The organism is Staphylococcus sp. GDY8P196P, from assembly GCF_017891705.1.
Lineage (GTDB): Bacteria > Bacillota > Bacilli > Staphylococcales > Staphylococcaceae > Staphylococcus > Staphylococcus ureilyticus.
On record NZ_JAESJS010000017.1, the window covers coordinates 28,311 to 42,319 of the forward strand.

Genomic DNA, 14,009 nt, shown 5'->3' on the forward strand with positions numbered 1-14,009 from the left:
TTGAGTAGATTATAATTAGAGCATGTAGGTGATTTGCTTCTCCATGCAAGTAAATATGACCTTTTAAAAATCCTATAAGAATTTAGAAATTTTAGAATAACTAAATATTAAAAAACATATCGTATGAAAGTGAACTTGGGATGAGAGACTATAGCTAAATTAAAAATTTAGCAAAAACTAACTTAAAGACTGTGAACAATCTTTAAGTTAGTTTAAAAATAATTAATTTAAGCAAAATTATCTGCTTTTTGGGATCGCAGCCATCTATAATAATCTTTTGCTAGTAGTTGATAAACAGTGTCATAAAAATCTCTATTATTGCCAAACATTTTAGAGTATGCAGCTTCTCCTTGATTATATTGATCAATCAAGAAGTCTTGGAATTGTTGTTGGAATAAACTATTCGCAAACATTTCTTCGCTGTTGTTTTGAGCCATGTTTACAAGTTTCGCATTTGTATTGTTTATCAATGTTTCTCGCATATTTTTAACGAGTACTCTATCGCCTTGAGTAAAATCATCTGGGAAACGTTCATTGATTTTGTGTATAATTTCATTTAAAGAATCGTACTCTTCTTCAGGTCCAACAGTTGCACTTACTTCTGAAGGATGAGCCAATTGCCCACTTTCTATATCTTCATTGACGAGTTCTATATTTCCTCTGAAATCTTCTTGCAATTTATAGTATTCTAACTTTACTTTGTCTTCTATATCGATATAATTGCGTTGTTTTTTAGGAATGAATTTTAATAAAAAACCAGTAAAAATACTTTCTTCTAGTAACTCTTTGTCAAAAGTACGATCAATTTGAGCGATATAATTATACCATTTGTTGAAGTTTCTTAGTGTAACTCTGAAATCGTATTGAACATCTTCTGGAAGATCATTGTATCTACTGATAACGGGACGTAACATGCTACTCAATCGACCAAGTAATTGATCATTTTGTTTTTGTTTTGCCTGACGATTTAATTTCATGACTGTTTGAATGTCATCATCATTGTATATATGGAATTTACGGAGTTTACTCTGTGTATCATAAATTAAATTAATATTAATTTCTTCTTTTAGAGAAGTTGCTTCGTAAAAAGGTTGGAATGCTTCATATATTTCTTCTTCTGTATTTACAAAATCAAGAACAAAAGTATCTGTTTTTCCAGGCATAGTACGATTGAGGCGAGACAATGTTTGGACTGCCTTTATTCCGCGTAATCTCTTATCGACAAACATTGTATGAAGTAAAGGTTCGTCAAATCCCGTTTGGTATTTTTCTGCGACAATTAATAAATTAAAGTCTTCACTATGAAATGCTTCTTTCAGTTGATTTTCTTGGATACGTTCTCCAGACTGTGTTAAGTTCATCTTTGGCTCTGTATATTCAATTCCATCATCTTCTACTGTACCTGAAAAAGCGATTAACACATCCATATCTGTGTATCCTTTTTCTTTGATGTACTTTTTGAACTCTTGCATATACCGTACGGCGTGGAGTCGAGAAGCTGTCACAATCATTGCCTTTCCTCTACCTTGAATTGCTTTTTGTGTCACTGATCTAAATTGTTCAATCATAATCTCGGCTTTTTGTCTAAGTACCCAAGGATGAAGAGATTGATATTTAGCGATAGCTCGAACAGCTTCTGTCTTTGGCAATTCTGGGTCTTCTTCAATCGACTTCGCAATTTTATAGGAAGTGCTATATGTCATGTAATTTTGTAAAACGTTTAGAATAAATCCTTCTTCTATGGCTTGTCTCATGCTATAAATATGGAATGGATGATAAGAACCATCTGCTTGTTTTGTTCCAAACATTTCAATGGTTTTTTCTTTTGGTGTAGCTGTAAAAGCAAAAAAACTTAAGTTATCATGTTGACCTTGAGATAGTAGCGTTTGAACAATTTGATCTTGCTCATCTAGCGATTGATTTGCAACGCTTTCTTCAAATTCTTGGTATTCCTTTAAAGCAGCTTCTTTGTCTGCTAACGCATGTTTTAGTTTTTGTGCACTGCTTCCTGTTTGAGAAGAATGTGCTTCATCGACCAAAATCGCAAAATTTCTACCTGCTGTATTATCTATTTCTTCATAAATTACCGGGAACTTCTGTAATGTAGTAATAATAATTTTCTTTTGGTCATTTATAGCTGTTTTTAAATCTTGAGAAGTTTTATTATCTCCAATAGTTTCGACTTGCCCAGTGGTGTGCTCGAAACTCATTAATGTATTTTGAAGTTGGCGATCTAAAACAGTACGGTCTGTAACAATAATGACCGATGAATAGATCGGTTGATTCTCATCATTATGCAAGGAAGCGAGATGGTATGCCAACCAAGCAATACTATTAGACTTACCCGAACCAGCAGAGTGTTGAATGAGATAATTCTTTCCAGGACCATGATGATGAGTATCTGATATTAATTTTTTCACAACATCCAGTTGATGATAACGCGGGAAAATCAGTAGTTTCTTCTTCTCTTCTAACTTCATAAACCGTTCAATAATATCCAATAACTGATGACTTGTGAGTACATTTTCCCATAAATAAGAAGTCGGATATCCATCAGGATTTGGTGGGTTTCCTGCACCGCCAACATGACCAGGACCGTTAGATCCTTGGTCAAATGGGAGAAAGTAAGTTTTACTTTTTGCGAGTTTTGTTGTCATTAACACATTAAAATGATCTACCGCGAAATATACTAGAAAACGAGTGTTAAATTGAAAAATTAATTCCCGTGGATTTCTATCTTGTTCAAACTGCAATTTCGCATGTTCTACATTTTGACCTGTGTATTGATTCTTAAGTTCTAACGCAACAAGAGGGATTCCATTAATCATTAGAACCATATCAATAGTGTTTCTATGCTGGTTACTATACTGAAATTGACGCACACATTGGAAACGATTGGCTTTATATTTTTTAATATTTTCTGTGTTTAAAGATGATGCAGGTTGAAAGTAAACAACTTTAAAAGCGACTCCTCGATCTCTGATTCCTTTGCGGAGGACATGTAATATTCCGTGTGTTGTAATTTCCTCATTTAAGCGTTTTAGAAACTTCTGTTCTGCATCTGTACGGTAAATAGAAATATATCTTTTCCAATTTTTAGGCTGAGTTTGTTTTACAAATTCTAATAATACTGTTGGGTCAAGTGCGATATTTGCATCGTAATAAGTATCTTGAAATCGTATAGACGTCCATCCTCCGTGCTGAACTAGACTTGCTTCTATATCTTGTTCAAAATTAATTTCTCTATTTTTTATCACTGATATCACTCCTTACACTTCTTTTTTACCTGTAACATATTCATAAATTAATGATTTTTTATAATTCTCTAATTCTTCAATAACCTTTGTTTTATCTTCAATGAGTCTATCGATAGTAGAAATTTTATTATCTAAATATTGGACGATTTGTTCTTGTTCTTCTGCTGGTGGTTCAAATAGAATCAAAGATTTTAATATTCTTTGTGTAATGCTATAAACCTTAATTCCCTCTACTTTTTTCTGGATTTGAGAGCGAAACAGTAGAGACTCAAATAAATAAGAGAAATAAAAATAATTTATAAATTTTTTTGGGTTTAAGATTATAGTATGAGATCCTGCAAAACACATTTCTTCATTAAGATAACATGTGAAATTACCTGAACCTTCAATATCTTCTGAAGTATCAGCAAATATAAAATCGCCTTGATTAATAAGTGAATTTTTATATTCAAGGTAGTAAGAGTCTACTTTTTGTACGACATCATATCGTAAATCAAAATGAAAACCGTATTTTGAATGAATTTCACCATAATTGATTACGGGAATACCTGTATCTATTAAATTTTTTTTAGTAATGTTTAAACCTCTATATAATTCAAAAAGATATTTAATTTTATTTATTTTCCAATGCTTAGGTACATTTACCATTGGTTCAATACCACTATCTTTCATCTCGACAGTTGAGTCGAGGCCTTTTGTTACCGATTCTGCGATAAGTGATTGTTTGTACTTTTTAAGTTCTTCAATAGATTGATGAGTTTGTGTAATTATATTATTTATATTCATAGTGGATTTATTAAGGAAATCTACTATTTTAATCTGCTCATTGTATGGAGGTTTTATAGTATAAATAGAATTGAAATTTTCTTTGTTAATTGTTTTTCTTAAGCTTTTTGAGAAAGGTAGATACAATCTATCAAAACCTATAATTTGAAATAAATAATCATAATAATCTGGTATAGAGTCTTGGTTAGTTTTAAAAATATCATAAGCAGAAGAGATCATACCATGATATTTCGAAATACCAGAAAAAACAGCAGAAACATCTAAATCAAATAAACACAAGACGATATCGTCTTTCTGTACCTCCTGATAAGTTGAAAACGAAGCAGGAAGTTTTCCTCCAGTTTCATTTAGATTTTTCTCAACAATTCCTTTTTTAGTTAACGATAACAGTTGATAATTAATATAATTTTCAGCAACCTTGTTATTTCTTCTTTTGAAAACATATTTATTTTTAATGATTTCCCATTCTTGTGGTATATTCCCTATCCACTCAATTCCACTGTCTTTCATCACTCTATTCATCTGTGTCTACTTCCTTTCCAGATAATACTTGGAAGTTTTTAACAATAGACTCTTCGAGTTGTTTAATACGTTCTGAAATAGTTTCAGAAGGTTCTGGTGGTGTATATTTGTAAAACAATCGAGTAAATGGAATTTCATACCCAATTTTATCTTTTTTACGGTCCATCTTTGCGTCTGGACTGAATGGTATCACCTCACGTTGAAAATATTCATTAATATCTTCTGTTAACGGAATATCTTCTGTATCTCTAAGGCTCGTGTCTACACTCATGTTTCCATTCTTCTTATAAACGATATCTCCATTTTCATTTCGTTCAGGTCGTTCAATCGTTACTCGAGTAAATCCGAATGTATCATTCTCAAATATTTTTGATTCCACTATTCTATCGTCAAGATGGTATTCTTTATTATCAAATTCTCCATACGCTTGCACAATCATTTCTCGACATGCTTCGGAAATATCTACTCGTTTTTCACCAATATTCTTATGGCGCTTTTCATACATATTAGACGCGTCAACGAGTTGTACTTTTCCTTGACGTTCTAGTGATTTATCTTTAGTAATAATCCAGATATATGTCGCAATTCCTGTATTGTAGAATAAATCGTTGGGGAGTTGAATGATACCTTCTAACCAGTCATTCTCAATTACGTACTGACGAATTAAACTCTCACCTGCACCTGGATTTCCAGAAAATAAAGCAGATCCATTATGAATAATTACCATACGCCCTGTTTCCTTTAACTTTGATAAGCCATTGAGTTGGAACAGCAACTGTCCGTCACTAACTCGGGGCAATCCAACGCCAAAACGACCAAGTTCACCGAGTTCGTGCTCTGCTCTTACTGCTTTTTGGTCCTTTTTCCAATCGACACCAAATGGTGGGTTGGAGATACAGTAATCAAACATAAATCCTTCAAACTGGTCGCTCGTTAATGTACTTCCAAGCGCCATGTTTTCAGGCTCTCCACCACGAATCATTGTATCTGCTTTCGCAATCGCATAAGTTTCGGGGTTTAGCTCTTGACCAAATGTGGCTACCTCTGCAGTATCATTCATATCGTGAATACGTTCTGTCATTGCTGAGAGCATTTGAGAAGTTCCCATTGTTTGGTCGTAAACAGTTTTGAATACATGTTCTTTAAACAAAGTATCTTTATCTTCGATAAGCAATAAATCAGTCATGAGATAAATGATATCTCGACTCGTGAAGTGTGCACCTGCTTCCTCGTTATAGCTTTCCGAAAATTTTCGTACAAGTTCCTCGAACACGTATCCCATATCTGTGCTTGTCATCTTGTCTGGACCTAGATATGCATCTGCTTTGTTAAATTCTTGAATCACATAAAATAGCGCGTCATTATCTGCCATTGTTGTAATTTCAACGTCGAACTTAAAGTTATCGAGAATATTTTGCATGTTTTCAGAGAAACCATTGAGATAAGCTCTAAAGTTTGATTCAATATTTGCTGGGTCTGCGAGTAATGTTTCAAAAGTATATAAACTTGTATTATAAAATGAATACCCTGAAGCGTTCTTCAAAAGGCGTTCTCGCATCACGTTATTTATTGATTGAGTATTTTCTGCGGTCTTAAGAACTTCGTCTCGCGTTTTTAGTAACGTATCATGAAGACGTTTAATGACTGTCATTGGTAAGATGACCTTCCCATACTCATGAGGTTTATACAATCCTCTTAAAATGTCTGCAACGTTCCAAATAAGGTTTGCTTGTTTTTGAACATTAATTGATGTTTGCTGATGTCTTTTGTGTTCGTTCATTATGTATATCTCCTTTAATAGACAAAAAAGTTAAAATTCTCTACTTCTATATTATCAGAGATTGAAAATAGAAAAAAATAGTAATAAGAGCATCCCTCACCGTAAAAGTGAAGGATGCTCTAGTTTTATTAGAATATAGTTTTCATTTTGATAGATAATGGTTAATAATTGTCTCTAAATCATTATTAAATACCGTTGTTATAGTATCGTCATTCATAAAATCATCATAGATGTTATCCAATATTTCTTCATCTTCAATTGCTGCGAAATGATGTACTAGTCCTTTTACTATTGAAATGTAATCATGTGATGCTAAACAATTAGCAACCGTTCGCCATTCTGACTGTATGGTTTCATGGTTCATAGATAATCCTCCTTTATTTTAATGTCCATTTTTGTCTCGCTTTAGGATTGAGCGGATGCATGATTTCATTTGTTGCTGGGTTTATGAGCTTTTTGACTTTCTTTTTATGAGGCTTCAACATTTCCATCACTTGCTCAACACGTTCAACGACAACAGGACGCTTCGCATAGGCACCATAAGCAAGAATCACTGTGTCACTTTCACTTATCGCTTTCATCAAGTGAATATCAGTGTGCTCATCATATGGATTTTTGATATGTTTGAGGTTTTCGGGTGTTTTAATATTAGAGAATAGATTAACTAGATATACAGCGCCATATTGTTCAGAATTAGCTAATTGGTTAAGAATAAGAACAGTGGTAAGATCGAGTGATAATACACCATCTAGATGGGGATACATTGTTATGACTGTACATGCGGGCTTCTTTTCATCCCACGTCTTTTTGAGTAAGTATCGGTGTTGTTCATTATCGCTAAAAATTGCTTCTGTGTGTATCGTACTTTTGATTGTATTCATATATATAATCACTTCCTTTAGTATTCTTCGGGCAAAAGCATCACATAATAAAAAGCGTCTACGTCATCTTCTCGGATGACGTAGACTTTCTTAGGTAATGCGTTTTGATTTTTTACATAGTTTGTATAGTGATATTCCAATTTGTACGAGGGTTGTTCTTGTTCATGCGTAATAGAGAGTATATTATTATCTTCTTGTAGTTTAAAAATGTGTAGGTAATCTGTATGACTTGGATAATCTCTTTCTTTTACCATGTTCCAAAGTAATATTTGAAGGTCTAGAGATAAGTGTTCACTAATGCCTCTTGTGATATATCGATTGATTTGCATACTATTTTCCTCCATTTTGCTTTTCTTTCATGATGTCAATCACTTCGTTAATGACTATAACAGATATTTGTGCCACTTTGATCCAATTATTCATGGTGATTCTCTCCTTGTTTTAGTAAATGACGTTCATCAATAATCGTATTTTTAGTATCTGTAAGGTACAGAAAGTCCATATCAAAATGATCCAGATAACCAATGCTGATGAGTTGGTTATTGGCATACATTAGAAATGGATAGATACTTAGCTCATGTAGTTCATCGTTATAGTAGGTATAGGTTTCAAGTGTGAGATGTGCAAGTGGGGTATGGTCTACAAAGCGAGTAGGAAGTATATTTTCTGCTGCATCTTCTAACGCTTCACATTCCCATGTTTCATTGTTAGATAGTTGGAATAGACGAGTTATATATTGTTTGAGTTCTTGAGTGATTGTTTTCATATCATTGCCTCCTATATAGTGTGATAGTGATGTAGTTGATATACATCATTGGGATAATATATATTTGATTTGTCGTTTATTACGAATCCCGGTAAGAATAAGAGAAAATTCCATATAAAAACCCGCTACAAACGTTGGTGTAACAAGGAAATCCCGGAATCCCACTCATTTTGACGAACAATCAACTCATTATTTATAAGTATTGATGATATGTGTAGGTCTCTCTGCTTCCTTATATATATTATTTATTTATAAAGAATAACGGGATTTTGGGATTGTGCTTGCACAATCCTTCTGCTTCTTTGAATCTGCAAATCCCATTCCTTTCCCGGTAAAAAATCATCGTGGGATGTTCTTTAGCAATTTCAATATAAGCTTCGTGTAGTTATGAAAATAATTACGACAATGACTGTTTCATTAGATAAGTGTTATTGAAATTGATAAAGAGAATTCTTAAACTTAGTTAGAAACTTTAAAGAAAGAAAAAACGAAGTGCTACAAGGCACTTCGTTAGTATTACAATTGTATTATTAATAAAAAATATTATTCATCTTCACTAGAACTTTCGGTATCATCATCAGAATATATAGGTCTAGGGCTACCTACGTCACCGCGTGGATTATTTGGATTATATCCTATGCCTGCTTGTTCATCTTCTGATAGACTATCTAATTCATCTTGGCTCATTCCGTCATCGTCAACTTTATCTTTTGGTTCTGTAGGGCCTCCTCCACTTTGTGACATAACTTGATCTTCATACTCTCTTTCCTCAGCAGGAGAAGAAAATTCATCAATATAATCTATACCATATCGCTTGGTTTTATGTATTACTTGACCAAACTCATTAGTTCGTACATTTTCTGTATTTGCTTGTTTGCTCGAAGGGTATTCAGAATTATTATTGTTATTAGGTATTTGTTCGCTTGTACTATTTTCTATAGTAGTGTTACTTGAATTTTCTTGAGACGTTTGTACCTCTTCTGTATTTGGTTCAGAACTTTGTTTTTCTTTTTTATCTTTACTCGATTTTTTACTTACAGTATCAGCTTTTGTGTTGTCATTGATGAACGTATCTTTAGCAAAATTTACTACAAATAGTGCTAAACCAATAAATGTGATGGATAGTATCGCAATTAATAAAATATTAATAATTTTTTTCATTCATTTTTCCCCTGTATTTTTAATATTTAAAATTTAACAAATTAATTTTATCTAATTTTTATAATTATATCTACTATATTTTTAATTATTTATTATTTCAGTTTACTTTTATACTTACTTCTTTTAATAAATAGTAAGATATAGTGTTTGTGGCAAAAATAAAGACGAAGTGCTGAGGAGCACTTCGTCAAGTGGATGATTATCAAATAGTTGTTTGATAATCTCATTATTCAGTTTGAGTGTAACGTAAAATTGCTTCTTACAATGCTCATCTTTTCTTATGTCAATGCGATCGATGACTGTTAGATATAGTGATTTCAATTGAGATTTCTCTAATTTATCTATATCTTTGAATATTGTTTGTAGTATATTGGCAATCATATCAGCATCATAATGTGGAGCTTCCGCTTGTTTATCTCGTTCTAGTTGATGGATTTGATTATTTATTTGATTCAATTCATCTTGGTAGCCAAGTATTGTTGGTTTCAATACGCTATCTAAATCAGGTGAGTCTTCGATTGTTTTCGTTAGTGTATGCATTTTGGCTTTGATTTCTTCACATTGTGACTGTTTATAAGCGATGTCATGATTCAAAGAGGATTTATCTATTTGGCTTTGTTCATTTACTTTTTCAACCAATTGTTTCAGTACCTTTTTACTTTTGATAATCTCCAATATCTGATCCATAACATATTTTTCCAATACATCTGCTCTAACACTATTGGCTGAACAAACTTTAGAACCTTTGTTTCTAAAATTACTACATGAGTAATATCTGATTCTTTTCTTAGTGCCATCTTTTAATGTATTGGTTGTATTACTTGCCGCCATTGCTGCACCACATTTCGGACATTTTACAATGCCAGTCAGTAGGTTTGTCCCTTTACCATGGACTTGTGGTTTCTTGCGACTCTCCTGGCGTTTAAACTGTACTTTATCCCATAAGTTTCTATCAATAATAGGTGCATGCTTACCGTCAGCGATAATAGGTTCCTCATTGAGTCCTTTTCGTCTCTTATCGCTCCAGTGTCTATACTTCGCAAACTGTATTTTTCCAATGTAAAAAGGGTTTGAGATGATGTAGGTAATGGACGAAATACTAAACGGTTTACCTTTCTTAGTCACATAACCTTTATGATTCAATGCGTTCGCAATCTTACGATAACCATGACCTTTGGCGTATGACTCAAAAATATATTTAACAATATTCGCTTCATGTTGATTAATCATCAGTTCTTTTTTACTATCAGGTATTTTGTCATAGCCTAGAGGTAAATTGCCTTGATAATATCCTTCAATCGCTCGTTGTCTTTGGCCATTGTAGACATTCTCTACAATCGTATTTCTTTCAAATTCTGCGAAGCTGGCTAAAATTTGGAGCATCAATTTACCTGTTGAGCTGGCAATTTCTATTTTTTCAGTTAGACTAAAAAATTCGACATTAATCTTATACAATTCCTCGACAATATTTAACAAATCTGAGGTATTTCTAGCTAAACGATTGGTTTTGTAGACCATAATACAATCTAATTTACCTTCGTTGGCATCTTTTAACATACGCTGTAATTCTGGACGTTGCATTGTTTTACCCGATATACCTCGATCTGTGTATTCACCAACGACTTCATAACCTTGAAATTGACAATACTCTGTAAGTTGATTTAATTGACCATGAATACTGTAACCATCCGTTTGCATTTCAGTCGATACACGTGCATATAATCCAATACGTTTCTTTTTGAGTTGTTTCATATGACTTCATTCCTTTCAGGAGTTATTAAATGCGATTGTTCAACGATATTCACTGGACTATGTTTCAAGTAGATTCCTTGTAATTGTTTAGTTTGAGTTATGTTGATGCAATCGATAAAAGGTGCTATATCCTGTAAAGTTATTTTATTTTTTATGACATATTTTAATTTGTCATCGATTTGGTAGGTTGAATAAGTAGAGTAATTCTCTTCACTTTTACAACTAGCAGATAAACGTTTGAACGTTTTTACATCAATACGATTTTGAGCTAGCTTTTCAATCAATTGTGCTTGTGTTAGATGGGTTTCTTTATGCTTCATTTGTTGCTGTTTTAGGACTTTGAGTATTGTGTCATTCAATCGGTTATGAAACCATTGTTCTTCAAAATACTTTTTACAAGTGTCGAGCACTTCACTTTCAAGTTCTGGTGCATTTATACTTTTAAATGGGCATGTACGATAAGCGTCATTCATATTTTTAGGGCAAACATAGTAACGTAGAGAATAGTTCTCTTTTTTTATCGTTAAGTTTGTTAATGTTGATTGACAGTAAGGACATTTGATTCGTCGCTGTAGCTTATTTCTAGAATTGGATCGATTGTGTTGTTTATGAATACGACGCTCTTGTGCTTCTTCAAATGTATCAACATCAATAATAGGCGGAACGATATTATTAAACGTTCCATACTTATTGATGACACGACCACAATAGTTAGGGTTCAAGAGAATATTTCTAACTTGATAGGGCTCACGAGGAATAAAATTCATATCTTTATCCAGCTTTTGAGAAATTTTCTTATAACCTAGACCTTGTAAATACCAACGATAAACTATGTTAACTGTATACGCTTCTTCTTTGTGTACAATAAAGCGGCCTTTTCTATAACGATAGCCAAAAGGGGCATGTGTTGTAATCAACTTACCTTGTTTGGCTTTTTCTCTTATCCCATTTCGTGTCTGTTCACTGATATTATTAGATTCCATTTCAGCTAGACTCATAAGTATGTTTAGGCGAAAGCGATCAAATTCTTTAGATAAGTCAAAATAGCCATCATTCACGCTGATGATTGTGACGTGATGCTTTTTACAAATTTCAAAGAATTGTATAGCGTTTTTCAAATTACGATGGAGTCGATTTAGGCGATAGCAACATAATACTTTACATTTTCCAGAACGAATCGCTTCTACCATCCTTTGATAACCCGAACGTTTTGTATGTCGACCTGTTTTCTTATCATCATAAAACGTCACATTAGACCATCCATATTGCTTAGCGGTATCCATAATGAGCGATTTCTGAGTAGCTAAGCTTTGTTGTTTGAGTGTACTTTGACGTACATAACCAATGGCTTCTTCCATGTTATACACCTCCAAAAAGATAATATATATTTGTGAGCAAATTAGAATGAAAGGTCCAACGTGCTTTTAACACGTTGGACCGTAATGAGTAATTATCGTTCTGTAGCTCTTCAACGACTAAATCAGCTAGTAATTCAATCAATTCATCCATTTTATCTACTCCAGTACTCATATCGATTTATGTTAATACTTTATTTAATTAAAAATCAGAATAATCTATGACATTAGACTTGATGAACTCTACATCTGGTATTGATTCTTCGAACTCTTGTTTAGTCTTATTTTGAACTCTTCCATTTTCTTTGTTTAGTCCAAGAATTGATGCATACTCTGAATCTAACTTTAAATGATAAAAGACAAGTGACTGTTTCTTGCCATAGTCATCTTTGACTGCTCTTTTCGTAGTTATTCGATCACGGTCAGATTCGATATATCCTTTATCCCTTAGTGCATTCACGACATTGTTGACATCTTGGAAATGATTCTCTATCAACATATTTTTAAATACAGATGCAATGATTTTGACTTCGATATACTCATCTTTTAAGGCAATTAGTCCATGGTTCTCCATCATATTCTTTAACGCTTTGTCATCAGAAAACTTACCACGGTTTTGTGCTACAAATTGCGTAATGACTTCGATTGCTTTATCTGCCAGTGATCGTTCAGAGACTGTATGAGCATGATAATCAATAAAGTAGTCTCTTATTTTAGCGATATCAATATCTGTAGGTAAAACATGACTGAGAATCTTGGCCGAAGTAGTGATAGCTGCATAGCGCTTAAACATACGAATACCAGTATTATTTATTTCATCCTTCAATTTATCTTTAAACCAATGATGTAATTCAAAAACGGATCAAAAAACAAAGGGCCCTAGAAACTAGGAGCACACTTACACAAGAACAATTGATAGATAAATTAGCTAAAGGAGCCATCGATGCAGAAACGTTCAGAAAACAATCTCAATCGTTACTTCAACAATCAAAACCAACACTATCAATAAATGAGCAACAAATTCAAAGGTCTTTTGAAAATGTAATTCAACAACACTTCACGTTAAGCATGTTATACCGATATATTGATGAAATTCATATTTCTAAAAACAAAAGCCTTGTGGGAAACTATTTCAAAAATGAACCGCTAAACATTGTAAACCAAGCTACGCAATCATCGATTGCTTAATTAATGAAAGGATGAAAAATATGAAAGAAATGAAAAGAAAATCTGTAGGATGTTATGTTAGAGTTTCAACAATTTCTCAAGACATTGATAAATTTAGTATTAATGGTCAAATTACACAAATAAAGGAATATTGCCAACAGGGAAATTATGAATTGCTATACTGATAATTAAAAGTACCCCCGATCGAACGAAAATATCTTTTTGATGACTATTAGTGATAATTGTAATTTTATCCATTAATAGATGAATGGATTGGAATAATACTAAGCCTATTGCTATTCCACCGAGTAAAATTACCCACCCGCCTAATTCAATACTTTCCGGAATCATTTCAAAAAATAATAAGCCAATTATAAGGCCTGCACATAATGAATAAATAAAGCCATGACCACTTTGAAAACCTTCCATTATCCAAGCGAGTCCACCGCCAACACCAATTCCAAGTGCGGAAGCTAACGCCCGATCATCCATACTGCACTCATCCCACTATTCTTAAAAAGGCTTTGTTTATTTTACTCTAAAAAATCAAAACAAAATATATGAATTCATATTAAATATTAT

General features: G+C 32.9%; 11 protein-coding genes and 2 pseudogenes. 1 reads left to right on the top strand and 12 read right to left on the bottom strand.

Features of this window, described 5'->3' with window-relative positions; genetic code table 11:
- Positions 1-227 precede the first annotated feature (227 nt).
- From KA814_RS09400 to KA814_RS09450, 11 genes and pseudogenes are all read right to left on the bottom strand, one after another.
- Complete coding sequence (locus tag KA814_RS09400) at positions 228-3,257, bottom strand: type I restriction endonuclease (protein WP_204173245.1); 3,030 nt, start codon at positions 3,255-3,257, stop codon at positions 228-230.
- Positions 3,258-3,269: 12 nt separating this feature from the next.
- Positions 3,270-4,565 carry a restriction endonuclease subunit S gene (locus KA814_RS09405; protein ID WP_204170662.1) on the bottom strand — a complete coding sequence of 432 codons (1,296 nt, stop codon included), beginning with the start codon at positions 4,563-4,565 and terminating at the stop codon, positions 3,270-3,272.
- The gene (locus KA814_RS09410) at positions 4,558-6,345 is read right to left on the bottom strand and encodes a type I restriction-modification system subunit M (protein WP_204170660.1); all 1,788 of its coding nucleotides are present in this window, start codon (positions 6,343-6,345) and stop codon (positions 4,558-4,560) included. Before KA814_RS09410 ends, KA814_RS09405 begins: the two co-directional genes overlap by 8 nt.
- A 142-nt stretch (positions 6,346-6,487) precedes the next feature.
- The gene (locus KA814_RS09415) at positions 6,488-6,709 is read right to left on the bottom strand and encodes a hypothetical protein (protein ID WP_204170658.1); all 222 of its coding nucleotides are present in this window, start codon (positions 6,707-6,709) and stop codon (positions 6,488-6,490) included.
- 13 nt (positions 6,710-6,722) lie between these two features.
- On the bottom strand, positions 6,723-7,226 hold the full coding sequence (locus KA814_RS09420; protein ID WP_204170656.1) for a DUF1643 domain-containing protein: 504 nt from the start codon (positions 7,224-7,226) through the stop codon (positions 6,723-6,725).
- A gap of 17 nt (positions 7,227-7,243) precedes the next feature.
- Positions 7,244-7,555 (bottom strand): DUF960 family protein, encoded by a 312-nt coding sequence (locus KA814_RS09425; RefSeq protein ID WP_204170654.1) that lies wholly within the window; start codon positions 7,553-7,555, stop codon positions 7,244-7,246.
- An 86-nt stretch (positions 7,556-7,641) separates the two neighbouring features.
- Positions 7,642-7,992 (bottom strand): SAUGI family uracil-DNA glycosylase inhibitor, encoded by a 351-nt coding sequence (locus KA814_RS09430; protein WP_204170652.1) that lies wholly within the window; start codon positions 7,990-7,992, stop codon positions 7,642-7,644.
- Positions 7,993-8,535: 543 nt separating this feature from the next.
- The gene (locus tag KA814_RS09435) at positions 8,536-9,153 is read right to left on the bottom strand and encodes a hypothetical protein (RefSeq protein WP_107639586.1); all 618 of its coding nucleotides are present in this window, start codon (positions 9,151-9,153) and stop codon (positions 8,536-8,538) included.
- A 123-nt stretch (positions 9,154-9,276) separates the two neighbouring features.
- Positions 9,277-10,905 (bottom strand): cassette chromosome recombinase CcrB, encoded by a 1,629-nt coding sequence (ccrB, locus tag KA814_RS09440; protein WP_204173244.1) that lies wholly within the window; start codon positions 10,903-10,905, stop codon positions 9,277-9,279.
- Positions 10,902-12,263: a cassette chromosome recombinase CcrA gene (gene ccrA, locus KA814_RS09445; protein ID WP_204170648.1), complete on the bottom strand. Its 1,362-nt coding sequence runs from the start codon at positions 12,261-12,263 to the stop codon at positions 10,902-10,904. The genes ccrB and ccrA overlap by 4 nt, the downstream gene beginning before the upstream one ends.
- Before the next feature lie 199 nt (positions 12,264-12,462).
- Positions 12,463-13,101, bottom strand: a pseudogene (locus tag KA814_RS09450) (cassette chromosome replicative helicase); the annotation flags it as partial.
- Between the two features lie 8 nt (positions 13,102-13,109).
- Between KA814_RS09450 and KA814_RS09455 the strand changes: the two are divergent.
- A pseudogene (locus KA814_RS09455) lies at positions 13,110-13,448 on the top strand (cassette chromosome recombinase CcrA); the annotation flags it as partial.
- Positions 13,449-13,559: 111 nt separating this feature from the next.
- Here KA814_RS09455 and KA814_RS09460 read toward each other — a convergent pair.
- Positions 13,560-13,919, bottom strand: coding sequence for a ZIP family metal transporter (locus tag KA814_RS09460; RefSeq protein WP_001631039.1), 360 nt, complete (start codon positions 13,917-13,919; stop codon positions 13,560-13,562).
- Positions 13,920-14,009 lie beyond the last annotated feature (90 nt).

Coding starts and splice junctions, on each gene's coding strand:
- KA814_RS09405 (WP_204170662.1), bottom strand. CDS start 4,565: ATGAATAGAGTGATGAAAGACAGTGGAATTGAGTGGATAGGGAATATA.
- KA814_RS09410 (WP_204170660.1), bottom strand. CDS start 6,345: ATGAACGAACACAAAAGACATCAGCAAACATCAATTAATGTTCAAAAA.
- KA814_RS09415 (WP_204170658.1), bottom strand. CDS start 6,709: ATGAACCATGAAACCATACAGTCAGAATGGCGAACGGTTGCTAATTGT.
- KA814_RS09420 (WP_204170656.1), bottom strand. CDS start 7,226: ATGAATACAATCAAAAGTACGATACACACAGAAGCAATTTTTAGCGAT.
- KA814_RS09425 (WP_204170654.1), bottom strand. CDS start 7,555: ATGCAAATCAATCGATATATCACAAGAGGCATTAGTGAACACTTATCT.
- KA814_RS09430 (WP_204170652.1), bottom strand. CDS start 7,992: ATGAAAACAATCACTCAAGAACTCAAACAATATATAACTCGTCTATTC.
- KA814_RS09435 (WP_107639586.1), bottom strand. CDS start 9,153: ATGAAAAAAATTATTAATATTTTATTAATTGCGATACTATCCATCACA.
- ccrB (WP_204173244.1), bottom strand. CDS start 10,905: ATGAAACAACTCAAAAAGAAACGTATTGGATTATATGCACGTGTATCG.
- ccrA (WP_204170648.1), bottom strand. CDS start 12,263: ATGGAAGAAGCCATTGGTTATGTACGTCAAAGTACACTCAAACAACAA.
- KA814_RS09460 (WP_001631039.1), bottom strand. CDS start 13,919: ATGGATGATCGGGCGTTAGCTTCCGCACTTGGAATTGGTGTTGGCGGT.